This window comes from Streptomyces sp. V2I9, assembly GCF_030817475.1.
Taxonomy (GTDB): Bacteria; Actinomycetota; Actinomycetes; order Streptomycetales; family Streptomycetaceae; genus Streptomyces.
In genome coordinates this window covers 1,952,280-1,976,314 of the sequence record NZ_JAUSZJ010000002.1, presented here as the reverse complement: position 1 = coordinate 1,976,314, position 24,035 = coordinate 1,952,280, and the positions used below count along the sequence as shown (strand labels likewise).

Here is a 24,035-nt window from a genome sequence, read left to right as displayed (position 1 = left end):
CTTGAGGTTCACACGGTTTCGCGGGCCGATCCTGCCCCTTGCGGCCGTACGGCGAACGGCATCAGTGCCACCGTTACGTTGTCGTGGCCCCCGCCGTCGAGGGCGTGACCGACCAGCACCCGGGCGGCGTGCAGCGGACGCTCGCGGGCATCGGCCGGGACGGCGGCGGCCATCTCCTCGGCGGACTCCGCGTAGTTCCACAGGCCGTCCGTGCACACGACCACCAGGCCCGGCCGGTCCGGCTTGAACGCGGCGGTGTGCGGCTCCAGTTCGTACGCGTCGGCGCCGAGCCAGCCGGTGATGGCGTGGGCGCGGTCGTCCGCGTACGCCTCCGCCTCGTTCATCAGCCCGGCCGCCACCATCTGCGCGGCCCAGGAGTCGTCCTCGGTGAGCCGGGCGGTGGGCCGGGCCCGGTCCTCCGGCACCCAGTAGGCCCGGCTGTCGCCGACCCAGCCGATGATCAGCAGGTCGCCCGCCATGACCGCGCCGACCAGGGTGCAGGCCGGGGCGTTCTGATGGCGGTGCGTGTCGGGCTCCCTCGCTCCGGCCGGTTCCTGCGCCAGGGCGTTGACCGCCTCGGACGCGGCGACGATCGCCTCGTGCATCGCCTGCTGCGGGTGCGTACCACGGGGGAGGGAGGCCAGGAGCGCCTCGTTGGCGGCGTTCGCGGCGGCGGCCGACGCCTCGTCGGGGCGGCTCGCCGAGGAGACCCCGTCGCAGACGATCGCGACGACGGCGGACGAACCGTCCGGCAGCGCGGTCGAGGAGAGGGCGAAGGAGTCCTCGTTGCGGTGGTGGCGCAGCCCCCGGTCGCTGACGGCGGCCACCGCGTCGAGTTCGTGCTCCATGTGGTCGCGCTCACGGGGCTGTGCGTGCCCGCAGTTCTCGCAGTAGCCGTCCGGGTCCACCCGGCCGGAGCGGCACGCCACACAGACCTTCGTCCCGGAGGCGGGTGCGGCCGGGGAGGCGGGCGCGTGTTCCGCCGTACGGGGGTCGGGCGCGGCCAACGGGAAGTCGTCGGAATCCCCGGAGCTGCCGGGAACTGCCGCGCCCTCCGGGGATTCCGCGTCCTCCGGGGACGCGGTGCCGGCCGCGGCCGCCGCGCCGAGGGCGGACGGGGCGCCTTCCTCGGGCGCCGCCCCGTCCGGGGCCGCCCGGTGGTCGTGGCGTACACGGACGGCCTCGGCCTCGCGGGGCGAGCCCCCTGCGGCCGCCTCCGGTCCCGCCGCCGGTCCGGACAGCGGCCTGCCGTCCGAGTCCGTTCCCGGCACGTCCGCCGGGCTGTGCACCGGCGCCGGGACATCCGAGCTGTCGGTCTCCGCCGCGGCGGGCCACCGCACCGCCTCGGCCTCGCGGGGCGACGCCCCCGCAGCCGCGCCGGGCTCCGGTGCCGACGGACCGGCAGGGGGCACGGTGATCGCCATCGTGGGCCGGTCGCCGGGCCGCGCCGGTACGGCCGAGAGGTCGTAGCCGCACGCTCCGCAGAACAGATCGGCCGCGTCCAGCGGCTCCTCGCAGCCGGGGCACCGCGACACGGCGGGCTGCTGGTGGCTCTGAGACATCTTCACACCCACGTCCGGGGGCGGAAACGGTTGGCCCGCTCCACCAGTTCGATCCTCTCGTCGCCCTGCTGCGCGAGCCGGGCGAGCATGCGGTACGAGCGTTCGAGACCGAACCGCAGGCCCCGCTCGTCCAGTTCGGCGCCGAGCAGCTTCCGCGCGCCACCCGGCGTACCGGCGGCCGGTCCGTCCGGCCCCTGGACACCGGGACTACCGGAGAGTACCCAGTCCAGCGCCTTGCCCAGTACCTCGGCCGACAACCGTTCGCGCCGCACCGGGTCCAGGCCGACGGCGGCCAACGCCGCCACCTGGTCCCCGGCTGCCGTCAGATCGGCCCCCAGCGGTTCGTGGTGGGAGCGCTCGCGCAGCCGCGCCCGTACGGCCGCCACCCGCGCCGCCGTGCAGTGGACCGACGTCTCCGGAACCGACTCCAGGGTGGCCACCGCGGCCCCCCGCCGACCGGCCGCGATCTGCACCCGTGCCAGGCCGAACGCGGCGCTGACGAACCCCGGATCGGTCGCCCACACCAGGCGGTAGTACTCGGCGGCGTTGTCCAGCTGGCCCAGCACCTCCGCGCAGATCCCCAACGCCAGCTTGGGCGCCGTCTCGCCGGGGAACGCGTCGTAGACCGCGTCGAAGGAGAGCGCCGCCGACTCGTGGTCGCCGGTCACCAGCGAGCTGATCCCGCGATACCAGACCACCCGCCAGTCGTCGGGGTGTTCACCCTCCAGAGTGGACAGCGTGCTGGAGGCCGCGTCCAGCTCCCGCATCTCCAGCCGGGCCCGCAGCTCCCGCAGCCGGGTCTCCAGCGAGGGGACCGGGACCGTGTGCAGGGCGGCGATCAGCTCGGCCGGGGCGGAGGCCATGAGACCGGCCAGGAAACCGGCGTTCGGGTCCGTCGCGTCGACCCGCGGGACCGGCAGCGCCAACGAGGTGGCCCGCGCGTCGAACAGGGCGAGCCGGACGCCTCCGGAGGGACCGCACGGGCCGGCCGGCACGACGTACGGACCCGCCGCAGGCCCGGCCGTCCGGGGAGGGGGAACAGGAGCGTGCGCCGGGGCCGCGTACGGAGGAGGAGCCCCGCCGGCCGGTGCGGGGCCCCGGACATGGGTCGGCTCCACGGCCAGCGGAGCGGCCCCCGGACCGGACGGGTGGCCCCCCGCCGGACCGTGCGGCTGCGCGCCCACCGGCAGCGCCCCGGCCACCGCCGACGACACGGCCCCCGGCGCGACCGGCCGCGCCGGGGCGGGGAGGTGTCCCGTCGGGCCCTGCGCCGGAGTGCCGGGGACCGGCCGGCCACCGCGCCCGCGGCGGCCGGACCACCCGCGCCGCGCGCCGGTGTCCCGGCCGCCCAGCACCGAGACGTCGTCCGCCTGTGGGGCGAACAACTCCGTGTCCATCACCCGCAGTTCGGCGCCGAACAGCGTCGACAGCGCCGGGCGGGGCCGGCCGGTCCGCAACGCCACGACCTCCCGCAGCACCCCCGTCAACTGCTCGGCCATCTCCGCCGCCGAGGCGAAACGGCGGCCCGGATCCGGGTCGGTGGCCCGCACCAGCAGCCGGTAGAACGACTCGTAGGTGCGGAACACCTCGATCGTGTCCGGGTCGGGCAGCGCGTCCACGTACACGTTCGTGTAGCCCTGGAAGTCGAAGGTCAGGACCGCCAGCGTCCGGGCCACCGTGTACAGATCGGAGGCGACCGACGGGCCCAGCTCCGCGACCTCCGGGGCCTGGTAGCCCACCGTGCCGTAGATCGCCGACTCGTCGTCGTCCATCCGGCGCACCGCGCCCATGTCGATCAGCTTGAGCTGGTCCTCGCTCTGGATGGCGTTGTCGACCTTGAAGTCGCAGTAGAGCAGGTTGCGGCTGTGCAGATGGCCCAGCGCCTCCAGCGCCTCGATCCCGTACGCGCACGCCTGCTCCACCGGCAGCGGGTCGCGCTTCCCGGCCGGGGTGCGGCGCTCGTTGGCGATCTCCTTGAGGGACTTGCCTCCGACGTACTCCATCACGATGTAGCCGTCCAGCGAACCGGTCCGCTGGTCCAGGTGCTCGACGAAGTTGTAGATCCGCACGATGTTGGCGTGCTCGATCTCGGCGAGGAAGCGGCGCTCGGAGATCGCGGCGGCCATCGCGTCCTGGTCGCCGGTGTCCAGCAGGCCCTTGAGGACCACCCAGCGGTCCGAGACGGCCCGGTCCACCGCGAGATACACCCAGCCGAGCCCGCCGTGCGCCAGGCAGCCCACGACCTCGTACTGGCCGTGCACGATGTCGCCGCCGCTCAGCTTCGGCACGAAGGAATAGGGGTGCCCGCACTTGGTGCAGAACCCCTCGGTGCGGCCCGGCCGCTCACCGCGCGCCCGGCCCACCGGCGCGCCGCAGTCCGAACGGGAGCAGAACCGCTTCCGCTCCGGCACCTCCGGATGCTCCATCACCGCCGTGCGCGGATCGTGCCGGGGCACGTCCGGCACCTGGACCAGCCCGGCGCCGAGCCGCCCCCGCGCCGAGGCGGTCGAGGACGAGCCCGAGGAACGCACCGAGACCGAACGGGAGACGGACACCCCCGACAGCGAGCGCGACAGCCGGCCGGAGACCGAGCGGCGCGAGGTCGACGAACGGGACGAGGACCGGGCGGAGGCGCGGGAGCCGGACCGCTGCGAGGAACTGTCCCGGCCGGCCGCCCGCCCGCCCTGGGCGATCCCCGTGGGCGGCGAGGAGACCATGCCCGTCGGCGAGACGACCGGTGCCAGGCCGCAGGTGTCGCAGTACAGCTCACCGCCGCCCATGTCCTCGTAGGACCCCTCGCACGAAGGGCGCTGGCACCGTGTACTCATCGTGTCTCCCCCTGTCCGCCCGCGCCCCGGCGGTCCTCCGGCTCCTCGGACCGGCGAGGCGTCAGCGCGTCCGCGACCGCGTGCTGGTAGCGCAGGACGGCCTGCTCGGCGGCGCGCAGATCGCACGGCGCGCTCCACAGCATGCGGCGGGCCGCGTCGTACCGCTCGATCAGCACCGGGTCCTCCGCCAGGCCGTGCCGGGCCACCTTCGCCTTGTACGCGTCCAGCCGGCCGCGCAGCTCCGCACGGACCGCCAGCGGCGCGGTCACCGAGGTCAACGATGCGCGGGCGCGGAGCAGTTCGTCCTCGGCCTCCTGCTCCAGCGCCTCCAGCAGCGGGGAGAGCCGGTGCCACTGGGCGTGCCTGCGGTGGTCCGACGCCGTCGCCAGCCGCTCCTGGAGGGCGGTCGGCGGCCCGCTGACGGCGGGCACCTCGGAGGCGGCGATCTTGGCCAGCACCTCGCCCCGCGCCGCCCGCGCCTCCGTCAGGGTCCGGTCGGCCCGCGAGAGCACGTCCCGCAGCCGCACCAGGCGCGCCTCCGCGTCCTGCCGGACCGCGAGGACCGCCTCGATCTCCCGCCGCACGTCCTCCAGGGCCCGGGCCGCCCGGTCGTAGCGCGAGGTGTCGGGACGGCCGCCGCCCGGCGCGGCGCTGCCCGGCCCCGGCAGCCAGAACGCCAGCGGGTCGGAGATCACCTGCACCCGCAGCGTGGTCAGCTCCTCGGTGATCTCCGCCAGGTCGTCCCCGGCCGGATGCTCACCGGGCCGCACCCCCACCGAGTACGCCAGCGAACGCGTCCGGTGCAGCTCGGCCGCGAGCAGGTCGATCCGGGCGGGCAGCGCCGACCAGACCGCGTCGGAGGCGACGACCATGTCCAGCGACCTGGCGTACAGCTCGTTCATCCGGGCCACCAGCTCCTGGAGCGAGAACCGCTCGGAGAGCCGGGCCGGGCCCGCGACCGGGGGCGGCACCGCCGCCCCCGCGTTGGCGACGGTGACCGCCTCGCCGCGCAGCAGCTCCGTCAGCGCCAGAAGGTCGTCCCGGTTCGGGTGGCGGCGGCGCTCCCGGATCTCCCTGGCCTGCGCCAGGGCCCCGGCATACGCGTCGAAGTACCCCCACAGCAGGGTGATCGACTGCTCGGTCGTGGCCCAGCGCTCCCGTGTGACGCCGGTCAGCTCGGCGCCCTCCAGCAGCCGGCGGCCGGCGTGGTCCTGGAGCGCGAGGAGCGAGGTCTCGATCGCCTCGTGCTCCGCGCCGAGCCGGGCCAGCGCACGGTCCGCCTCCTCCCGGTCCATGACCGGGCCGGGGGGCCTTTCCGCGAAGCCGGGGAAGGATCCCGCGACGCCCATCGATCACCTCTCCGCTCTCCCCGCGGGGCCGGTGAGGCCCGGCGGGATCGGTCTGCTGCGTTCTGGCTCCGGTCCGCCCGCCCCGGCCCGCGTGGGGGCGAACCGGGTCAGCCGCCGCGGTACTCGGGGGCGGGCGGACCGGATATGCCGGGCAGTCCGGCCGCCAGCCACCGCCGGTAGGACGTCATCCAGGCGCTGTCGTCGCCGCCCGCCCGGTAGTCGACGAGGACCTTGTTCACCCGCGCCACCAGGTCGTCGGCGCCCTTCTTCGCCGCGACGCCGTAGTACTCGGTGGTGAACGGGGCCTTCCCCTTGAGCTCCACCGCCGGGTCCTGCGCCGCCTGACCGGCCGCCAGCGCGTTGTCCGTGACGACCGCGTCCACCTCGCCCAGCTGGAGCCGCACCAGGCAGTCCAGCTGGTTGGGCACGGTCAGCCGGTCCGGATCACGCCCGGTGCCGTCGTAGTCGTCCTTGTACAGCGCGCCGAACGACTGCTTCTCCAGCGCCTCGTACGCCGTGGAGCCCTCGGCCGAGCAGACCCGCCTGCCCTTCAGCGAGGAGTCGTACCCGGTGATCCCCGAATCCTTCGGGGCGAGCACCTGCTGCCCGGTCTGGAAGTAGGCGGTGGAGAAGGAGACCTGTTCGAGCCGCTTGCAGTTGATCGTCATCGTCCGCACGACGACATCGACCCGGTCGTGCTCCAGGGCGGCGATGCGCTGGTTGGTGGGGATCGCGCGGAAGACCACCGCGTCCGGGTCGCCCAGGACGTCCTCGGCGATGGCCCGCACCAGATCGATGTCGAACCCTTCGAGCCGGCGGCTCTCCGGATTGCGGTAGCCCCAGCGGAAGCTGTTCTGGTCGACGCCCGCGATCAGCTTGCCGCGCCGCTTGATCCGGTCGACGGCCGGGCCGCCACCGCCCGACGGGGGCAGACTCGCCTCCGGCTCGGTGCACGCCTCGGCGCGGGCCCGGTCGGCCGCCACCACCCCGCCGCCCGACAGGTCCACGCGGCCGTGCTGGGCCAGCGGCAGCAGGGTGACCGCGGCGGTGAAGGCGCAGGCCGCCGCCATCCCGGTGACGCCGCCCCAGCCGCGCAGGCGGCGCACGGGACGGCCCTTCGACCTGCTCATCGCTGCCCCTCTCACCGGTACTCCGAGAGCCTGCGGTTGACCCCGGCGATCACGGCCGCGGCCCCCAGGACCGCCAGTGCCGCGGCGCCCGTCGGCAGGCCGCGCAGAGCCCCGCGCCCGTCCTCCGCCGCCGAGGTGAACTCGTCCTGCTCATGCGCCAGCGCCTTCTCCAGCGCGCCGTCCACCTGCCGGAAGGACTGCCCGGTGGACTTCCCCGTTCCGATGATCTGCTCCAGAGCGCCCTCGTAGTCGCCCCGGTCGTCCGTGGCACGCGCCTCGCGGTGGCGGGTCCGCCACTGGGCCACGCCCTCGGAAGCCTCGGCCACCGGCGTTCTCCCGCTCGCGTCGTCCGCGAGCCGGCCGGCCTTCTCCAGCCGGTCCTTCAGCGCCTTCATCCCCGTGACGTAGTCCGCCTCGTACTGGTCGGCGGAGCCGTCGGGGGTCAGCACCGCACCCCGCGCCACCAGGGTGAGATTCTCGTTGGCCCGCGCCTTGAGGGAACTGATCCGGGCGTCGTTGAGCACATCCAGGGACGCCTGGCCGTGCGTCATCGCCGAACGCAGCTCCGTACGGGCCACGGTGTGCCCCACGGTCAGCCAGAGCAGCACCACCGACGCGGCGGCCGTCGCCGCCAGCAGCCCGTGGTTCAGCACCCGGTTGGTCCGGCGGTAGGTGCGCCGCTGCATCCACACCAGAGCGCCGAGCACCACGATCCCCGCGCCGACCGACAGGAGGGGCAGGCGCCGGGCGTCGGCGGAGTCCGACTCCAGCCGCCCCGTCTCCGCCGCGTACAGCCGCTCGGCGGCCGGCAGCATCTCACCGGCCATCTTCTGGTTCGCGTACCGGAGATAGGCGCCGCCCAGCGGGAGGCCCTGGCGGTTGTTGGCACGGGCGCGCTCGACCAGGCCCGTGTAGACCGGGAGCAGCCTGTTGAGGGTGGCTATCTCACGGCTGGAGGCGCTGTCGGACGCGGTGTTCCCCGAGGCCTTCACCAGCAGTCGGGCCGCCTCCTCGATGTCCTCGCGGTACCGCTCCTGCACGGCCTCGGGCTCCTGCGCTCCCGCGAGGAACCCACCGGCCGCCGTCGTGTCCGCGTCCGCCAGGAAGCGGTAGATGTCCGCCGCGTCGGCGCTGAGCGGCTGGCTGCGGCCGACCACGTCGTCGGCGGCGGCGGCGCGCTGCGAGACCTCCAGGGTGGTCACCGCGCCGAACGCCACGACCAGCAGCGCCAGGACGGCCCCGATGATCCGGAGCCGGCCGGGCTCGGTCGTCGCCGCCGCGCGCAGCCGTTCGGCCTGGACGGCACGGAGCGCGCGGGGCCGCTCGGGCACGGCGACGGGCGCGGACACCGGGTCCGGTGCGCGCAAGGTCTGCGAGCCGCCGCTCGGCGGGTGTGTCACTCGACCTCCCCCTCGGTCACCGACGGTGGGTCCCCGTCCCCGTCATCAGTCCCCGCATTCGACCAGGGCAGGCGCGGCCGATCAAGGCAAGCGGCGCAACGTGCCCGGATACATCCCCATAAGCGAACGGACTCCCCATCAGGTACACGTTCCGGAAGCCCGATCGGTTCCCCCGAGCCCCTCGTACGCCAGGCGTTCACCCGTACGGGGAACGAACAAGAAGCGTCCCCTCACGCACACCGCGTGAGGGGACGCCCCGCCGGGCACCGACCGGCCCCTGCCGCTCAGGCGTACTGCCCGCGCAGCCTCCGGTGGACCTCCGGCCCCGCCCCCGTACGGTCGAGCCCCAGCAACGCCGCGCCCAGCACCGGCGGCTCGGAGACCACGCGCACCTCGGCCTTCGGGGCGCGGGCCGCGAGCAGCGCGGTGATCCGGTCGTCGAGCTGCGGATGGCGGGCTGCCAGCACACTGCCGCCCAGCAGCACCGGAACCTCCTCCTCCAGCAGACCGAGCCGGGCCAGCGTGACCGAGGCCATCGCCACCACCTCGTCGGCCAGCCGCTCCACCAGCGCCAGGGCCACCGCGTCCCCGGCCGCGGCCGTGGCGAACAGGACCGGCGTCAGCTCGTGCCGCCGCGCCATCGGGATCGCGCCCCGGTGCAGCGCCTCGATCAGCGCGTACATCGAGCCCAGCCCGAAGTGGCCCGGCAGCGCGCGGGCCAGCTCGGACGCCTCGCCCCGCCCGTCCTCGGCGCGCGCGGCGAACCACAGCGCCTCCTCGGCGAGCCCCGCACCGCCGCCCCAGTCGCCGGATATCCGTCCGATGGCGGGGAAGCGGGCGGTCCGCCCGTCCGGGGTCATGCCCACGCAGTTGATCCCGGCCCCGCACACCACCGCGACGCCGCGGGGCTCGTCCACCCCGGCGCGCAGGATCGCGAAGGTGTCGTTGCGCACCTCCACCGAGGAGGCCCAGCCGCGGGCCTCCAGGGCCGCCGCCAACTCGGCCTCCTCGACGGGCAGGTCGGCGTTGGCCAGGCACGCGGAGAGGTGCACGGCCGAGCCGGGCGGGGCGAGCGAGGAGAGCGTGGCGCGCGGACCGCCGGTCTCCGGCAGTTCCGCGACCGCCCGCTCCAGCGCCTCGGCCAGGACGTCGATCGCGGCCTCCGCCCCGACCACGGGCGGCTGGAAACCGCCGCCGCGCGCCGTGGCCAGCACCGTGCCGTCCTCGCCGATCAGTGCCACGTCGGTCTTGCTGTTGCCCGCGTCGATGGCGAGGACCGACACCTTCACGCCCACGCCAGGTGCTCCCGGTTGTGCGCGATCAGCCGGTCGGTGAGCCCCTCGGCGTAGTCGAACTGGCCGACCAGCGGGTGGGCGAGCAGCGCCTTGAAGACCCGGTCCCGGCCGCCGCGCAGCGCCGCGTCCAGGGCGAGGTCCTCGTACGCCGTCACGTTGGCGATCAGACCGGCGTACAGCGGGTCCAGCGCCGGTACGGCCAGCGGCGTGGCGCCGTCGCGTCCGATCCGGGCCTGGACCTCGATCACCGCGTCGTCCGGGAGGAACGGCAGGGTCCCCCGGTTGTACGTGTTGACCACCTGGACCGGTGATCCGCCGTCGCCCAGCAGGGAGGCCGCCAGGTCCACCGCCGCCTCGGAGTAGAACGCGCCACCGCGCTTCGCCAGCAGCTCGGGCTTCTCGTCCAGCGACGGGTCGCCGTACATCGCGAGGAGTTCCTTCTCCATCGCCGCGACCTCGGCGGCCCGAGACGGCTTGGTGCCCAGCTCCTTCACCACCTCGTCGTGGGCGTAGAAGTAGCGCAGGTAGTACGAGGGGACGACGCCGAGCCGGTCCACGATCCGGCGGTCCATCCGGAGGTCGCCGGCGATGGCGTCGCCGTGCTCCGCGAGCAGCCGGGGCAGGACGTCCTCGCCGTCCGGGCCGCCGAGCCGCACCCCCAGCTCCCAGGTCAGGTGGTTGAGCCCGACGTGGTCGAGGTGGACCTCGGAGGGGTTCACGTCCAGCAGCCGGGCGAACTTCCGCTGGAAGCCGATCGCCACGTTGCACAGGCCGACGGCCTTGTGCCCGGCCTGGAGGAGTGCGCGGGTGACGATGCCGACGGGGTTGGTGAAGTCGATGATCCAGGCGTCCGGGTTGGCACGGCGGACCCGCTCGGCGATGTCCAGCACCACGGGCACGGTGCGCAGCGCCTTGGCCAGGCCGCCGGCGCCGGTGGTCTCCTGCCCGACGCAACCGCACTCCAGCGGCCAGGTCTCGTCCTGGTTGCGCGCGGCCTGTCCGCCGACCCGCAGCTGGAGCAGGACCGCGTCGGCGCCGGCCACGCCCGCGTCGACGTCGGTCGTGGTCGTGATCCTCCCCGCGTGGTCCTGCTTGGCGAAGATCCGCCGGGCGAGGCCGCCGACCAGCTCCAGGCGGTCGGCCGCCGGATCGACGAGCACCAGCTCCTCGATCGGCAGCGTGTCCCGCAGCCGGGCGAATCCGTCGATCAGTTCAGGGGTGTAGGTGGACCCGCCACCCACTACTGCGAGCTTCATGTCAGCCCTTTACTCCGGTCAGTGTGACGCCTTCGACGAATGCCTTCTGGGCGAAGAAGAAGACGGCGATCACGGGGGCCATGACCAGTACGGTCGCGGCCATGGTCAGGTTCCAGTCGGTGTGGTGCGCGCCTTTGAACGACTCCAGGCCGTAACTGAGCGTCCAGGCGGCCGGGTTCTCCGAGGCGTAGATCTGGGGCCCGAAGTAGTCGTTCCAGGCGGCGAAGAACTGGAAGAGGGCGATGGCCGCGATGCCGGGCTTGGCCATCGGCAGGACGACCTTGACCAGCGTCCGGAACTCGCCGCAGCCGTCGACCTTCGCCGCGTCCAGGTACTCGTTCGGAATGGTGAGCAGGAACTGCCGCAGCAGGAAGATCGAGAACGCGTCGCCGAAGGCCATCGGGATGATCAGCGGCCACAGGGTGCCGGAGAGGTCCAGCTGCTTCGCCCAGAACAGGTACATCGGGATGATGACGACCTGCGGCGGCAGCATCATCATCGAGATGACGAGCATCAGCGACAGCTTGCGGCCCCGGAAGCGGAACTTCGCCAGCGCGTACGCCACCGGGACGGACGAGACGACGGTGAGCACGGTGCCCACGCCCGCGTAGAGCAGGGTGTTGCGCCACCAGACCAGGAAGCCGTCGGTGTGGAAGACCCGAAGGTAGTTGCCCCACTCCCAGGTGTTCGGGGTGAGGTCGCGGGTCAGCGCCTGCTGGTCGCTCATCAGCGAGGTCAGCACCACGAAGACGAACGGCAGCACGAAGAAGAGCGCGGCGGCGACCCCGAGGGAGTGCACGGCGATCCAGTGCAGCAGCGCCTTGCGGCGTGCGGTGCGTGCGGCGGGGGTGGTGCGGGGAGCGGTCGCCGGGGAAGGGGCCGCGGTCTTGTCGATGAGGTGGGTCATGGCTCAGTCACCGGCCGAGATCAGGTTGTTGCGGCCCCGCATCAGCAGTGCGGTGAAGGCCATGGCCAGGGCGAACAGGACGAGAGCGACGGCACAGGCGGCGCCGTAGTCGAAGCGCTGGAAGCCCAGGTTGTAGACGAGCTGGGGAAGCGTCAGTGTCGACTTGTCGGGATAACCGGGTTCGAAGGACTGGCCGGAGCCGCCGATGACTCCGGAGGCGACCTTCCCGGCCACCAGGGGCTGCGTGTAGTACTGCATCGCCTGGATGACCCCCGTCACCACCGCGAACAGCACGATGGGCGAGATGTTGGGCAGGGTCACGAAGCGGAACTTCTGCCAGGCGGACGCACCGTCCAGCTCGGCCGCCTCGTACTGCTCCTTCGGCACGTCCAGCAGCGAGGCCATGAAGATGACCATCAGGTCCCCGATGCCCCAGACCGCGAGCATGGTGAGCGCCGGCTTGGACCAGGTGGCGTCGTTGAACCAGCCGGGCGTCGGCAGTCCCAGGTCGCCGAGGATCGCGTTGACGGGCCCGGTGCCGGGGTTGAGGAGAAAGACGAACGCGAGCGTCGCGGCGACCGGCGGAGCCAGGTAGGGCAGGTAGAACAGGGTCCGGAAGACCCCGGCCCCCGTCCTGATCCTCGTGATCAGCATCCCGACGCCGAGGCCGAAGACGACCCGGCAGGTGACCATGACGAGCACCAGCCACAGGGTGTTGCGCAGCGAGGGCCAGAACATCGGGTAGTCCTGGAAGACGTACGTCCAGTTCGCCAGGCCGTTGAAGACCGGCGTCCCGAACCCGTCGTACTCCATGAACGAGAAGTAGATCGTCGAGACCATCGGATACGCGAAGAAGACCGAGAACCCGATCAGCCACGGCGACATGAAGGCCGCCGTACGAAGCGCCGACCTGCGGCGCTTCGAGCGGAGTGTGTGCGTCGTCATCGAGGGCTACTTGGCCTTGGCGATGTCGGTGTCGATCTGCTTCGCGGTCTTCTCCAGCCCGGCCTGGAGGTCCTTCACCGCGCCCTTCTCGTACTGGTAGCCGAAGTCCTGGAGGGTCAGCTGGTACGCCGCACCGTTGACGGCGCCGTCGGGCGTGCTGGACTTCGGGTGCTGCGCGATGTCCAGGAAGGTCTTGAAGCGCGGGTCGAACTTCAGGTCCGGCGACTTCAGCGCCTCCAGGGTGGAGGGCACGTTGCGGATGCCGTTGGCGAATTCCACGACCGCCTTCGTGTCCGTGGTCATGTACTTCACCAGCTCCCACGCGGCGTTCTGCTTCTTGCTGGCCGGGGCGATGCCCACGATGGTGCCGGAGAGGAAGCCCTTGCCGTAGCTGTCGGCCTCGTCGTCGGCGACGGGCATCGGAGCGACACCGATCTCGAAGCCGGGCTTGGTGTCCTCGGCCATGCCGAGCCGCCACTCGCCGTCCAGCTGCATGGCGACCTGCCCGGTGTGGAACGGGTGCTTGGCGCCCCACTCGTCACCGAAGGTGCCCCGGTACTTCTCCAGCTTCCCGTAGCCGCCGAGGTCCTCGACGAGCTTCTTCTGGAACGTGAACATCTCCGCGAACGCCGGGTCCTTGGCGACGTTGGACTTGCCGTTCTCGTCGAAGTACTTGTGGTCCCACGAGGCCATGTAGTGGTCGGCGACGGTCTCGTAGCCGTGGAAGGTCGGCATGAACCCGAGCTGCTGGTAGCTGTCACCCTTCTCGACCGTGAGCTTCTTGGCGACGCTCGCCAGCTCGGACATCGTCTTCGGCGGGGCGGTGATCCCGGCCTTCTCGAAGGCGTCCTTGTTGTAGTAGAGGCCGTAGGCGTCGGTGAGCAGCGGCAGGGCGCAGCGCTTGCCCTCGAACTGGGTGTAGCCCAGGAGGACCTTCGGGAAGGTCTTCTCCAGGTCGAGCTTCGACTTCTCGATGAACGGCTTCAGGTCCGCGAACGCGCCCGAGGAGCAGAACTTGCCCACGTTGGAGGTGGTGAACGAGGAGACCACGTCGGGTCCGTTCGAACCGCCCGCGCGCAGCGCCTGGTTGAGCTTGTCATCGTTGATGTTGCTGGAGACCTTCACCGTGATGTTCGGGTGGGCCTTCTCGAACCGGGCGATGTTGTCCTTGACCGCCTTCACCTCGGCGGGAGCACTCCAGCCGTGCCAGAAGTTGATCGTGGTCTTCGCGTTCGGGTCGTCGGAGGCGCCGGCCTCGGACTGGCCGGTACACGCGGTGGCGAGCACCGATATCGCGGCGACGGCGACGGCGGTGGTGGTGAGACGGCTGGTGCGCATGACGGAACTCCCAGGTACGGGGAAGAGATGCGGACGGCAGGGCAGGGGAAAGGCGTGGTTCAGCGCGAGGTGTCGAACACTTCGTCGCGGGTGTCGGCGAGCGCCCGCTCCAGGGCGCCGCGCAGGACGGGGGTGCGGTCGATCTCGCCGACCACCAGGCGGGGCCGGGAGGCGGCGAGTTCGGCCAGTTCGGACTGGATCAGGGAGCGCAGGACCTCGCCGCCCGCCGCGACCGCCCCGCCGGCGAGGACGATCAGGCCGGGGTCCAGGACGGCGGTGACGGAGGCGAGCCCGGTGGCCAGCCGCTGGGCGTACTGGCGCAGCAACTCGGTGAGCGCCCCGTCCTCCTCGTACGCGCCGGCCGCCCGCGCCAGCAGGTCGGCGGCTACCTTCGCGTACGGCTGCTGCGGTGTGTCGATCCCCAGCGACTTGGCGAGCCGGGGCACCGACTGGGCGCCCGCCAGCTCCTGGAAGCCGCCGCTGTTGGCCTTGACGACCTGGCGTACGAGGGGGGTGCCCGGCACCGGCAGGAAGCCGACCTCGCCCGCCCCTCCGGTGAAGCCGCGGTGCAGCCGGCCGTTGATGACGAGGGCGGCCCCGAGACCCTCCTCGTTCCACAGCAGGACGAAGTCCTCGTGGCCGCGCGCCGCGCCGAGGCGCTGCTCGGCGACGGCGACCAGGTTGACGTCGTTCTCGTACTCGATCGGCATCGGCAGGAACGCGGCCAGCTCGTCCAGCAGGGTGGGGGAGTGCCAGCCGGGCAGGTGCGAGGCGTACCGCAGCCGCCCGGTGCCCGGGTCGAACGCGCCCGGCGTGCCGATGACGAGCCGGTGGACGTCGGCGCGGGTCAGCCCCGCGTCCTTCACCGCCCCGTCCAGCGCGTCGGCGACCTGGCGCACCACGCTGTCGGCGCGCCGTCCCGGTGTGGCCAGTTCGAACTCCCCGACGGTCCGCCCGGTCACGTCCGCGACGGCGGCGGCGATGCGCCGCCCGTTCACGTCGAGCCCGGCGACGTGGGCGGCCCGCGCGTTGACCGTGTAGAGCTGGGCGTTGGGTCCGGGGCGTCCCTCGCTGGTCCCGGTGGCGACGACGAGCCCGGCCGCCTCCAGCCGGGCCAGCAGCTGCGAGGCGGTGGGCTTGGAGAGCCCGGTGAGCTTCCCGATCCGGGTCCGGGAGAGCGGTCCGTGCTCCAGCAGCAGGTCGAGCGCGGCCCGGTCGTTCATGGCCCGCAGCACGCGAGGGGTGCCCGGGATGCCGGGTGGGCCGGGAGTGGGTCCCGCCATCGTGGATGCACCGCCCTCTGTCCGGAACTCGCGTTCACGACTCTGTTAGGAAAGTTTCCTGTTTGGTTGAGAGGACGGTAGGGCGCAGGTCACCGGGGCGTCAATGGGTGCCATCCCTCCGGCTACCAAAGTGTTACCTCGCCGGGGATGCGCAGCGGGCATGCTGGGCGGACATGTACGGGTCCGGAAGGGGGCGTCGGGCGTGGAGGGACAGGGACGAAGACGTGGTGCGCGAGGGGCCGCGGCCGTCGCGGTGACGGCGGCGGTGCTGGCCGTCCTCTCCGGATGCGTCGTGACCAATGGACCGGTGGAGACGTTTGCCGGCTTCCGCGTGGACGGTTCCGATCTGGTGGTGGCCATGCCGCTCTGCGCCGGTGACAGTCTGGAGAGCGCCGATGTCGTCGTCGACAGTGACGAAGGAGACGGGTTCGAGACGCTCTGGAGCGCCCGAGAGCCCCGTACAGCCGACGCTCGCGACGGTGTTTTCCACGTGAACAGTCCACACAGCTTCACCACGGTGATCAAGCAGTCGTCCGGTGCCCTGCCGGGCGAGTTCTTTGTGGAGACGAGGCAGGGCGGGGAGCGGGAGCCCGTGACCGAGTCGGGCTACGTCGACCTCGCTCAGCTGGAGTCCGTCGAACTCGGGAACGGCGAGTTCGTCACGTACCAGGGCAAGGTCATGACCCGCGCCGAGATCAACGCCCAACTCCCCTGCAACAAGAAGCACAAGAAGAACGAGCAGAAGTGACCGTCGCACCATGACGCGGAAGGGGCGCCCCACCGGGTCCGGTGGGGCGCCCCTTCCGCGTCGCCCGCTACTTGTTCAGGTTCGCCGGCGGCGGGATCGGGGAAGTCGCCAGGGACTGCGGGGAGGTCGCCGAGGCGTACGCGGAGGGGGCTGCCATCGCCGCCGTCGGGTCCGCGGTGGACTCGCTCTCCGTGGCGAGCGGGGCGGGGCCGATCATGCGGATGCCCGCCTCGTCCAGCGCCTGCTTGATCCGCCAGCGCAGTTCGCGCTCCACGCCGATCGACTTGCCCGGCATCGTCTTCGCGGTCACCCGGACCGTCATCGAGTCCAGCAGGACCGCGTCCAGGCCGAGCACCTCCACCGGGCCCCACAGCCGCTCCGACCAGGGCTCTTCCTTGGACATCGTCTCGGCGGCCGCGGTGATCGCCTTGCGGACCTGCTCCAGGTCCTCGGTCGGGCGCACCGTGACGTCGACCCCGGCCGTGGACCAGCCCTGGCTGAGGTTGCCGATCCGCTTCACCTCGCCGTTGCGGACGTACCAGATCTCGCCGTTGTCGCCGCGCAGCTTGGTGACGCGCAGCCCCACCTCGATGACCTCGCCGGAGGCCACCCCCGCGTCGACCGTGTCGCCGACGCCGTACTGGTCCTCCAGGATCATGAAGACGCCGGACAGGAAGTCCGTGACCAGGTTGCGGGCGCCGAAGCCGAGCGCCACACCGGCGACACCGGCCGAGGCGAGCAGCGGGGCCAGGTTGATCTTGAAGGCACCCAGGATCATCAGCGCGGCCGTGCCCATGATGAGGAACGACGCCACCGAGCGCAGCACCGATCCGATGGCCTCCGAGCGCTGGCGTCTGCGCTCCGCGTTCACCAGCAGCCCGCCCAGCGCCGTGCCTTCCACGGCCTGGGCGCTGCGGTTCATCCGGTCTATGAGGTTGGTGAGGGCACGCCGGATCAGATAACGCAGCGTGATCGCAACGGCGACGATCAGGAGGATGCGCAAACCGGTGCTCAGCCAGGTGGACCAGTTCTGCTCGACCCAGCCCGCGGCGTTCCCGGCCTGTTCGGCGGCTTCACCCAGCGAGCCGGCCGGCTCGGGAGACGGGCTTGCGGCCAAGAGGACGGACAAGGACACGACGGGGACCTCCAGGGGGACGACGGCTGGTCAGTAACAGTAACGAAGCCGGGGGAGTGGATCGTTGCCGTGAAGGGAGGAGAGACGGGTCTCACCGGGAACCCCTCCGCTGTGGCCGATCGCACAGCGCGGACAGCCACCCAGGTGAAACACCTGTTCGGGGTCTCCGGGCGGTGCGCGGGGCCCGGAGTGAGAAAAATCCTCCCGGCCCGTTACCCGTACGTGGTGGCGCTCCGACCAGGCATGAGGAGAGACTGAGATCGGATCGTCCCGGCGCGAGCCACGCGCCGCCGGCGTACAAGGAGGCATCCACCGTGCCGCACGTCCTGGTTCTCAACGCGTCGTACGAGCCGCTCGGCGTCGTACCGCTCCGCCGCGCACTCGTCCTCGTCCTGGAGAACAAGGCCATCTGCCTGGAGGAGTCCGGCGCCTTCCTGCACAGTGCCACCCGGGCCGTGCCCGCACCCAGTGTGGTCCGCCTCAAGCGCTTCGTCCGCATCCCCTACCGGGGGCCGGTGCCCCTGACGCGGCGGGCGCTGTTCGCGCGGGACGGCGGGCGCTGCATGTACTGCGGGGCCGCCGCCACCAGCGTCGACCACGTCATCCCGCGCAGCCGGGGCGGCCGGCACGCCTGGGACAACGTGGTGGCGGCCTGCCGCCGCTGCAACCACGTCAAGGCCGACCGCCACCTGCCCGAGCTGGGGTGGCGCCTGCGCCACCAGCCCGCCCCGCCGACGGGCCTGGCCTGGCGGATCATCGGGACCGGTCACCGCGACCCGCGCTGGCTGCCGTACCTGCAACCGTTCGGCGCGGACGACGTGATGGCCCGGATCGACGGCGTTTCCGCCTGAGACCGGGTTTCGCTCGTTCCGGGGCCTCACCCGTTTCCGGTGCCTCGCCTGTACCCGGCTCCCGCCTGTGCCCGGCCCTCAGCGGTTCTCCCATGCGGGCCGGGCGCGCGTCCGCCGTCTCAGTCGTCCGCCACCGCGTACGCCTCCACCGACCAGAGCGAGTAGCCGTACTGCGTCGCCCGGCGCTCGCCCTGCACCCGGACGAACCGGGTGGCCTTCGCGTCCATCCGGACCGACTCGCGCCCGCCCCGGCCCTCCGCCACGGTCGCGGCGGTGCGCCAGGTACGGCCGTCGGCGGAGACCTGGACGCGGTAGCGGGAGGCGTACGCGTCCTGCCAGCTCAGCACCACCTGGCCCAGGCGCACCGGCTTCGGCAGCTCCGCCTGCCACCACGCGCCGTTCTCCACCGGCGAGGACCACCGGGTCTCCGGGTCGCCGTCGGTGGCTGCCGACGCGGGGAAGTCCGGAGTCTCGTCACCGGACGAGGACGCCTTCGCCGTACGCGCCAGATCCGGCCCGCCCGTACGCGGGAAGGCCCGCACGGTCAGGGTGGACTCCTGGCCGCCGAAGGTCAGCGGCACCTCGTACTCGCCCGCCGGGGTGTCCGCCGGGACGGTGATGTCCACGGGCACCTCCGTACGGGAGCCGCGCGGCACGGTGGTCTGTTTCGGGACCCGCACCTCGATGCCCTTCGGGGCCTTCGCGGTGAGCTTGCCCTTGACCTCGGCCGGACGACGCCCGGCCAGCCGCGCCGCGACCCGCTGGGGGTCGCCGCCGATCTCCGCGTCCGTCTCGCCGTGCTTCAGGTCGAGCATGGCGGCGGGCTCGTCCCCGAACCACGGCACCAGGGCGCGCACCTGGGGGGCTCCCGTCACGACGGAGGGGGCCGAAGGCAGGCCGGGGCTCAGGTACGGGGGGCGGGCGGCCCGCGCGGCCTCCGGCACCGAGACCCGTACGGCGTCCGCGCGCAGCCCCTTCGCGGCGGTCTGGGTGAAGCCGCTCGGCGAGAGCTTCCCGAGGGCCCGCCACCCCTGGCCGGGCACATGGGCCTCCACGACCGCGTCGGCGAGGGCCGCTCCGGGCTCGGCGAGCGCCGTGACGGCCTCCACCGGACGCGGGGAGGCCAGCCGGACCGTATGGCTGCGGGCGTCCTTGACGACCCGGCCCGAGGCGCGGTCGGTACCGTTCCACCCGGCGGCCACCTTCGCCACCCGGTCCAGGAACGGGTCCAGCACGCCCTCGCCGACCGTCGCCCGGCTCGCCGCGATCTCCTCACGCAGCGGCTCCAGGGCCAGCTGGGCGCGCCAGGCGGCGGCCCCGTCGCCTGCGGCCTGGGCCTGGAGCAGGTCGACGGCCAGCTCACCCGCCCGGCCGTAGCGGGCCAGCTGCTCCGTCCAGGGGCGCACCTCGTCGGCGAGCCGGCCGCCGGCGGGGGCCTTCAGCCGGTCCGGGGCCTGCCGCATCACCGAGAACGCCGCCCGCAGCCCGGCCGCCGCACGGTCGCGGCGGGAGGCGTCGGCGCGGGAGCCCCAGAACGCGTCGAACAGCGGCCGGAGGTAGGCGGATTCCTTCGCGCCGAGCACCGAGCCCGCGCTGTTCCCGGCCAGGGCCAGCAGGGCGTCCCGCGCGGCGGCGTCCCCGCCCGCCAGATCGTCGACGGCCGCCCGCCAGGACGCGTCGGGGTCGTACCCCCTCGGGTTCCAGGCGAAGTCGGCGGCGGTGAACAGCGGAATGCGGGAGGCGGACGCCTGCTCCATCGCGTTGGCCAGCAGCGCCGCCGAACCGCTCGCCACCGCCGGTTCCCGGCCGGTGTACGGGCCGAGGAAGACGCGGTCCTGCGCGTAGTCGTTGACCGGGTAGTTGTCCATCGTGACCAGCGGATGGCGGAACGCGGCGCGGGCCCCGGCAAGCTCGGTCCCGGTGATCCTCTTCGGCACCACCCCGACCCCGGTCCAGGCCACCTGCACCCGGTCGTCCAACTCGGCCGCCAGCGCGGTGCGGTAGTCCGTGGCCCCGTCCTGGTAGAACTCCGTCGGCAGTACCGACAGCGGGGCCGCGCCCGGGTACCGGTCCTCCAGATGCCGGGCGAGGGCCCCCGCGACACGGGCCTGCGCGCGGGCCGCGGCCTTCGGCCCGTCGCCGAAGGTCTCCGCGTCCTCGTCGCAGTGCCACTCGCTGTAGCTGACGTCCTGGAACTGGAGCTGGAAGACCCGGACGCCCAGCGCCCACATCGCGTCGGCCTTCTCCGTCAGCGCCCGGACGTCCTGGTCCGAGGCCATGCACATCGCCTGACCGGGGGAGACCGCCCAGCCCAGCGTGACGTGCTCGGCGCGCGCCCGCTCGGCCAGCGCCCGGAAGCCGGCCCGCTCGGCGGCCGGGTAGGGCTCGCGCCAGCGCGCCAGCCGGTAGGGGTCGTCGCCCGCCGCGTAGAGATAGCGGTTCTGCTTCGTGCGGCCCATGAAGGAGATCTGCTCCAGCCGCTCCTCACGGGTCCACGGCTGTCCGTAGAACCCCTCGGCCATGCCGCGTACGGCGGTTCCCGGCCAGTCCCGGACCGTAACGCCCGCCACCGCGCCCCCGGCCGTCAGTTGACGCAGGGTCTGGACGGCGTGGAAGAGGCCGTCCGTGCCGGTGCCGTCCAGCGCGACGGTGGCGCGCCCCGTGGCCTTGCCGACCGCGATCCGGTAGCCGCCCGAGGGGAGATCACCCCGGTCGGGGGCGCGCAGCGCCCGCAGCGCCTCGCCGGCCCCCGTGCCGCCGAGACGGACGACGGGGCCGCGGCCCGGCAGGCTCTCGTGCAGGGTCCGCACGCCCGCCCCGCGCAACAGCGCGCGGGCCTGCTCCACGGCGTGCGGGTCCGCGTCCGGCGCGGCGACGAGGGTGGCCTCGGTACCCAGCTTCACGGCGGGCCCGGTGGTCCTCATGCTCTGCGGGCGGGGCCATACGGACGGCGGCAGGGCGTGGTCGGCGCGGTCGGACCGGTCGGCGACGGGCCTGCCGGGCTCCGCCGGGGCGGCGGGGGCCGCCGTCGCGGCCGGGGCGATGGAGACCGGACCGAGGAGTCCGCCGATCACGGCGGCGGCGACGGCCGCCGCCTGCCTTCTGCGCCCGAACCGCACGTCGCGCTCCCCTTCGTACGTATCCACTGCCGGTCGACGTTCGTAGGTTTCCCCGCCGGTCGGAGCCCGCGCGGGCTCCGAGCCCACCACCCGCGCGCGAGGGTGTCAATGCGCCCGGCCGTTCTGCGTTCTTTGCCGGGAATGGTGACAGCTCCGGTTCCACCGGGGCGGCTGTGACGGGAGAGACTGGCCGAAAATGGCCCATACCTGGCGTTCAGGGGAACGGAATGTGACCTGGAGCACGTTGGTCTCGTTGGTCGTAACGCCTACATCACGTCCACGTCTGCCACGGCGTGGCTTGGGTAGGGCTTGCTGTGTCCTGTTCTCCATGGCCAGGAGGCCACCATGCCCGCCGCCGCGCAGCTCCTGCTCTCCGACCTCTCCAAACAGGTAACCACCCCGGCCGATTCCGCGCCGCTGACCAGCGAACTCCCCCTCTCCGACGTCCGCCACCTGATCAGCGGGCCGCCGCTCGCCGACGTCTCCCTCCTGCTCGGCGAATCCTCCTTCGCCGATTCCGCGCCGCTGACCAGCGAGCCCCCGCTCGCCGATGCCACCCCCCTCACGAGCGAGCCGCCGCTCGCCGCCGTCGCCCCTCTGACCAGCGAGCCGACCGCACCCGGCACCGCAGGGGGCTTGGAGTTCCCAGGAGTCTGAATGGGCTTGTCCCGGCTCGCCGCACTGCACGGTGTCGCCACCTCCTACTCCCCGTCGCCGGATGTCACGGTGTCCGTCCCCGACGACACGGTCATCGCCGTGCTCGCCGCGCTGGGCGTCGACGCCGGCACTCCGGAGGACGTACGGAGGTCACTCGCCGCCGCGGAGTCCCGCTCGCGCCTGCTGCCGCCGACCGTGGTGGTCTGGGCCGGTGAGCCCCTGCCGGCCGCTCTGGCCGATCTGCCTCCCGGCTCGACCGTCACGGTCGAGCCGGAGGCGGTCCACCCCCCGGCCGACCCCGGGGGCCGCCCGCCCGCCCCGCTGAGCATGCGCTCCCGCGCTGCGGCCCCCGCGCCGGTACCGGCCCCCGATCCGTCCGCCGGACCCCCGGTGGGCGCGCCGGACGACGCCGCACCCACGGGAGCGGGCGAGGCCCTGGAAGGCTCCACGCCCGCCTGGTGGGTCGCCCCGCCGCACGGCGTCCACCGCGTCCACGTCCGTACGCCGGACCACCGCCGGGCCTCCGCCACCCTCATCGCCGCCCCGGCCCGCGTCCCGCAGCCGGCCGAGCGCGCCCACGGCTTCCTCGTCCAGCTCTACTCCCTGCTCTCCGCCCGATCCTGGGGCATGGGCGACCTCGGTGACCTGGCGGACCTCGCCGCCTGGGCGGGCCGCACCCTGGGCTCCGGGTTCGTCCAGGTCAACCCGCTGCACGCGGCCGTTCCCGGCCGCCCCACCGACCCGTCCCCGTACCGCCCCTCCTCCCGCCGCTTCCCCGACCCGGTGCACCTGCACGTCGAATCGGTCCCGGAGTACGGTCACGTCCGCGACCGGGCCACCCTGGACGACCTCCGGCAGGACGCCGCCGCGCTCAGCGAAGCCGTGCTGAACAAAGGCGCGCTCATCGACCGGGACGCCGTCTGGGAGCTGAAGCGCCAGGCCCTGGAGCTGGTCGTCCGGGTGCCCCTCACCCCCGGCCGCCGCGCCGACTACTGCGACTTCCTGGCCGAACAGGGGCAGGCGCTGGAGGACCACGCCCTGTGGTGCGCCCTCGCGGAGGTGCACGGCCCCGACTGGCTCACCTGGCCCGAGGCCCTGCGCGACCCCCGCTCCCCGGGCGCCGCCCGCGCCCGGACCGATCTGCTGGAGCGGGTCGACTTCCACTGCCGCCTCGCCTGGCTGACCGCCGGCCAGCTCGCCGACGCCCAACGGGCTGCCGAGGACGCCGGCATGGGCATCGGCCTCGTCCACGACCTGGCCGTCGGCGTGCACCCGTCCGGCGCCGACACCTGGTCCCAGCGGGACGCCTTCGCCCACGGCATGTCCGTCGGCGCGCCGCCGGACGCCTTCAACGCGCGCGGCCAGGACTGGGGCCTGCCGCCCTGGCGCCCCGACACCCTCGCCGCCACCGGTTACGCCGCCTACCGGGGCCTGCTGCGCGGACTGCTGGCGCACGCCGGGGCCCTGCGCATCGACCACGTCATGGGCCTCTTCCGGCTCTGGTGGGTGCCCGAGGGCCGCCCGCCCACGGACGGCACCTATGTCGCGTACGACGCCGAGGCGATGCTCGCCGTCCTCGTCCTGGAGGCCCACCGGGCCGGCGCCGCCGTCGTCGGCGAGGACCTGGGCACCGTCGAGCCCGGCGTCCGCGAGGCCCTCGCCCGGCGCGGGGTGCTCGGCACCTCGGTGCTCTGGTTCGAGCGCGACTGGGAGGGGGACGGACGGCCGATCGCCCCGGAGAAATGGCGGCGCGACTGCCTGGCCACCGCGACCACCCACGACCTGCCCTCCACCGCCGCCCGGCTGACCGGCGACCACGTGACGCTGCGTCACCGTCTCGGTCTGCTCACCCGCTCCCTGGAGGAGGAGCTGACCGAGGACGTCACCGACACCGCCGAGTGGCTGGCCCTCCTCGCCCGGCTGCGGATGCTCCCCGAGGGCGACGGCGACGAGGAGGCCGCGGTCCGGGCCGTCCACCGCTTCCTGCTGCGCACCCCCGCCCTGCTGACCGGCGTCTGGCTCCCCGACACCGTGGGCGACCGCCGCCCGCAGAACCTGCCCGGCACCTGGGACCAGTACCCGAACTGGCGGCTCCCGATCGCCGACGCGGAGGGGCACCCGGTCACCCTGGAGGAGATCACCGCCTCGCCCCGGCTGCACGCGCTGATGGAGGTCCTCAGGCCCCGAAAGCCTCATACGGCACCCCCGGGCGAGCGCCATCCTTAGGCGTTC

Annotated in this window: 17 protein-coding genes; 4 read left to right on the top strand and 13 right to left on the bottom strand. The window is 73.3% G+C overall.

The genetic code is table 11. From position 1 onward, the window contains the following. Nucleotides 1–8 precede the first annotated feature (8 nt). The 11 genes from QFZ71_RS08815 to QFZ71_RS08765 all read right to left on the bottom strand — a co-directional run bounded on the left by QFZ71_RS08815 (nucleotide 9) and on the right by QFZ71_RS08765 (nucleotide 15,293). Nucleotides 9–1,562, bottom strand: coding sequence for a PP2C family serine/threonine-protein phosphatase (locus QFZ71_RS08815; protein ID WP_307667704.1), 1,554 nt, complete (start codon nucleotides 1,560–1,562; stop codon nucleotides 9–11). Between the two features lie 2 nt (nucleotides 1,563–1,564). Beyond that, nucleotides 1,565–4,390 (bottom strand): serine/threonine-protein kinase, encoded by a 2,826-nt coding sequence (locus QFZ71_RS08810; RefSeq protein ID WP_307667703.1) that lies wholly within the window; start codon nucleotides 4,388–4,390, stop codon nucleotides 1,565–1,567. Further along, entirely contained in the window at nucleotides 4,387–5,739 is a 1,353-nt protein-coding gene (locus QFZ71_RS08805) for a hypothetical protein (protein ID WP_307667702.1), read from the bottom strand. The genes QFZ71_RS08810 and QFZ71_RS08805 overlap by 4 nt, the downstream gene beginning before the upstream one ends. 107 nt (nucleotides 5,740–5,846) lie before the next feature. After that, the gene (locus QFZ71_RS08800) at nucleotides 5,847–6,869 is read right to left on the bottom strand and encodes a glutamate ABC transporter substrate-binding protein (RefSeq protein WP_307667701.1); all 1,023 of its coding nucleotides are present in this window, start codon (nucleotides 6,867–6,869) and stop codon (nucleotides 5,847–5,849) included. A gap of 11 nt (nucleotides 6,870–6,880) precedes the next feature. Then, on the bottom strand, nucleotides 6,881–8,269 hold the full coding sequence (locus QFZ71_RS08795; RefSeq protein ID WP_307667700.1) for a hypothetical protein: 1,389 nt from the start codon (nucleotides 8,267–8,269) through the stop codon (nucleotides 6,881–6,883). Nucleotides 8,270–8,553: 284 nt separating this feature from the next. Further along, nucleotides 8,554–9,564 (bottom strand): N-acetylglucosamine kinase, encoded by a 1,011-nt coding sequence (locus QFZ71_RS08790; protein ID WP_307667699.1) that lies wholly within the window; start codon nucleotides 9,562–9,564, stop codon nucleotides 8,554–8,556. Further along, nucleotides 9,555–10,820: a 6-phospho-beta-glucosidase gene (locus QFZ71_RS08785; RefSeq protein WP_307667698.1), complete on the bottom strand. Its 1,266-nt coding sequence runs from the start codon at nucleotides 10,818–10,820 to the stop codon at nucleotides 9,555–9,557. The genes QFZ71_RS08790 and QFZ71_RS08785 overlap by 10 nt, the downstream gene beginning before the upstream one ends. A gap of 1 nt (nucleotide 10,821) precedes the next feature. Continuing rightward, a complete protein-coding gene (locus tag QFZ71_RS08780; RefSeq protein ID WP_307667697.1) occupies nucleotides 10,822–11,727 on the bottom strand; it encodes a carbohydrate ABC transporter permease in 906 nt (301 codons plus the stop codon). 3 nt (nucleotides 11,728–11,730) lie between these two features. After that, on the bottom strand, nucleotides 11,731–12,672 hold the full coding sequence (locus tag QFZ71_RS08775) for a carbohydrate ABC transporter permease (protein ID WP_307667696.1): 942 nt from the start codon (nucleotides 12,670–12,672) through the stop codon (nucleotides 11,731–11,733). A 6-nt stretch (nucleotides 12,673–12,678) separates the two neighbouring features. Next, complete coding sequence (locus QFZ71_RS08770) at nucleotides 12,679–14,010, bottom strand: ABC transporter substrate-binding protein (protein WP_307667695.1); 1,332 nt, start codon at nucleotides 14,008–14,010, stop codon at nucleotides 12,679–12,681. Between the two features lie 59 nt (nucleotides 14,011–14,069). Next, nucleotides 14,070–15,293: an ROK family transcriptional regulator gene (locus QFZ71_RS08765; protein WP_307667694.1), complete on the bottom strand. Its 1,224-nt coding sequence runs from the start codon at nucleotides 15,291–15,293 to the stop codon at nucleotides 14,070–14,072. A 307-nt stretch (nucleotides 15,294–15,600) separates the two neighbouring features. On the opposite strand from QFZ71_RS08765, the gene QFZ71_RS08760 reads away from it, so the two are divergent. Continuing rightward, entirely contained in the window at nucleotides 15,601–16,041 is a 441-nt protein-coding gene (locus QFZ71_RS08760) for a hypothetical protein (protein ID WP_307667693.1), read from the top strand. Between the two features lie 67 nt (nucleotides 16,042–16,108). Here QFZ71_RS08760 and QFZ71_RS08755 read toward each other — a convergent pair whose 3' ends face one another. Then, the gene (locus QFZ71_RS08755) at nucleotides 16,109–17,176 is read right to left on the bottom strand and encodes a mechanosensitive ion channel family protein (protein ID WP_307667692.1); all 1,068 of its coding nucleotides are present in this window, start codon (nucleotides 17,174–17,176) and stop codon (nucleotides 16,109–16,111) included. 314 nt (nucleotides 17,177–17,490) lie between these two features. Here QFZ71_RS08755 and QFZ71_RS08750 point away from each other — a divergent pair, with 314 nt between their 5' ends. Continuing rightward, the gene (locus QFZ71_RS08750; protein WP_307667691.1) at nucleotides 17,491–18,027 is read left to right on the top strand and encodes an HNH endonuclease; all 537 of its coding nucleotides are present in this window, start codon (nucleotides 17,491–17,493) and stop codon (nucleotides 18,025–18,027) included. A 119-nt stretch (nucleotides 18,028–18,146) separates the two neighbouring features. Here the strand turns inward: QFZ71_RS08750 and QFZ71_RS08745 are convergent, their stop codons facing one another. Then, the gene (locus QFZ71_RS08745) at nucleotides 18,147–21,146 is read right to left on the bottom strand and encodes a beta-N-acetylglucosaminidase domain-containing protein (RefSeq protein ID WP_307671378.1); all 3,000 of its coding nucleotides are present in this window, start codon (nucleotides 21,144–21,146) and stop codon (nucleotides 18,147–18,149) included. Nucleotides 21,147–21,491: 345 nt separating this feature from the next. Between QFZ71_RS08745 and QFZ71_RS08740 the strand changes: the two genes are divergently transcribed. Both QFZ71_RS08740 and malQ read left to right on the top strand, forming a co-directional pair. Then, entirely contained in the window at nucleotides 21,492–21,803 is a 312-nt protein-coding gene (locus QFZ71_RS08740; protein WP_307667690.1) for a hypothetical protein, read from the top strand. After that, the gene (malQ, locus tag QFZ71_RS08735) at nucleotides 21,804–24,029 is read left to right on the top strand and encodes a 4-alpha-glucanotransferase (RefSeq protein ID WP_307667689.1); all 2,226 of its coding nucleotides are present in this window, start codon (nucleotides 21,804–21,806) and stop codon (nucleotides 24,027–24,029) included. Nucleotides 24,030–24,035: the final 6 nt, after the last annotated feature.

Excerpts from the sequence above, each read along its gene's own strand:
- QFZ71_RS08815 (WP_307667704.1), bottom strand. The coding sequence starts at position 1,562 with ATGTCTCAGAGCCACCAGCAGCCCGCCGTGTCGCGGTGCCCCGGCTGC.
- QFZ71_RS08810 (WP_307667703.1), bottom strand. The coding sequence starts at position 4,390 with ATGAGTACACGGTGCCAGCGCCCTTCGTGCGAGGGGTCCTACGAGGAC.
- QFZ71_RS08805 (WP_307667702.1), bottom strand. The coding sequence starts at position 5,739 with ATGGGCGTCGCGGGATCCTTCCCCGGCTTCGCGGAAAGGCCCCCCGGC.
- QFZ71_RS08800 (WP_307667701.1), bottom strand. The coding sequence starts at position 6,869 with ATGAGCAGGTCGAAGGGCCGTCCCGTGCGCCGCCTGCGCGGCTGGGGC.
- QFZ71_RS08785 (WP_307667698.1), bottom strand. The coding sequence starts at position 10,820 with ATGAAGCTCGCAGTAGTGGGTGGCGGGTCCACCTACACCCCTGAACTG.
- QFZ71_RS08780 (WP_307667697.1), bottom strand. The coding sequence starts at position 11,727 with ATGACCCACCTCATCGACAAGACCGCGGCCCCTTCCCCGGCGACCGCT.
- QFZ71_RS08775 (WP_307667696.1), bottom strand. The coding sequence starts at position 12,672 with ATGACGACGCACACACTCCGCTCGAAGCGCCGCAGGTCGGCGCTTCGT.
- QFZ71_RS08770 (WP_307667695.1), bottom strand. The coding sequence starts at position 14,010 with ATGCGCACCAGCCGTCTCACCACCACCGCCGTCGCCGTCGCCGCGATA.
- QFZ71_RS08765 (WP_307667694.1), bottom strand. The coding sequence starts at position 15,293 with ATGGCGGGACCCACTCCCGGCCCACCCGGCATCCCGGGCACCCCTCGC.
- QFZ71_RS08740 (WP_307667690.1), top strand. The coding sequence starts at position 21,492 with ATGCCCGCCGCCGCGCAGCTCCTGCTCTCCGACCTCTCCAAACAGGTA.
- malQ (WP_307667689.1), top strand. The coding sequence starts at position 21,804 with ATGGGCTTGTCCCGGCTCGCCGCACTGCACGGTGTCGCCACCTCCTAC.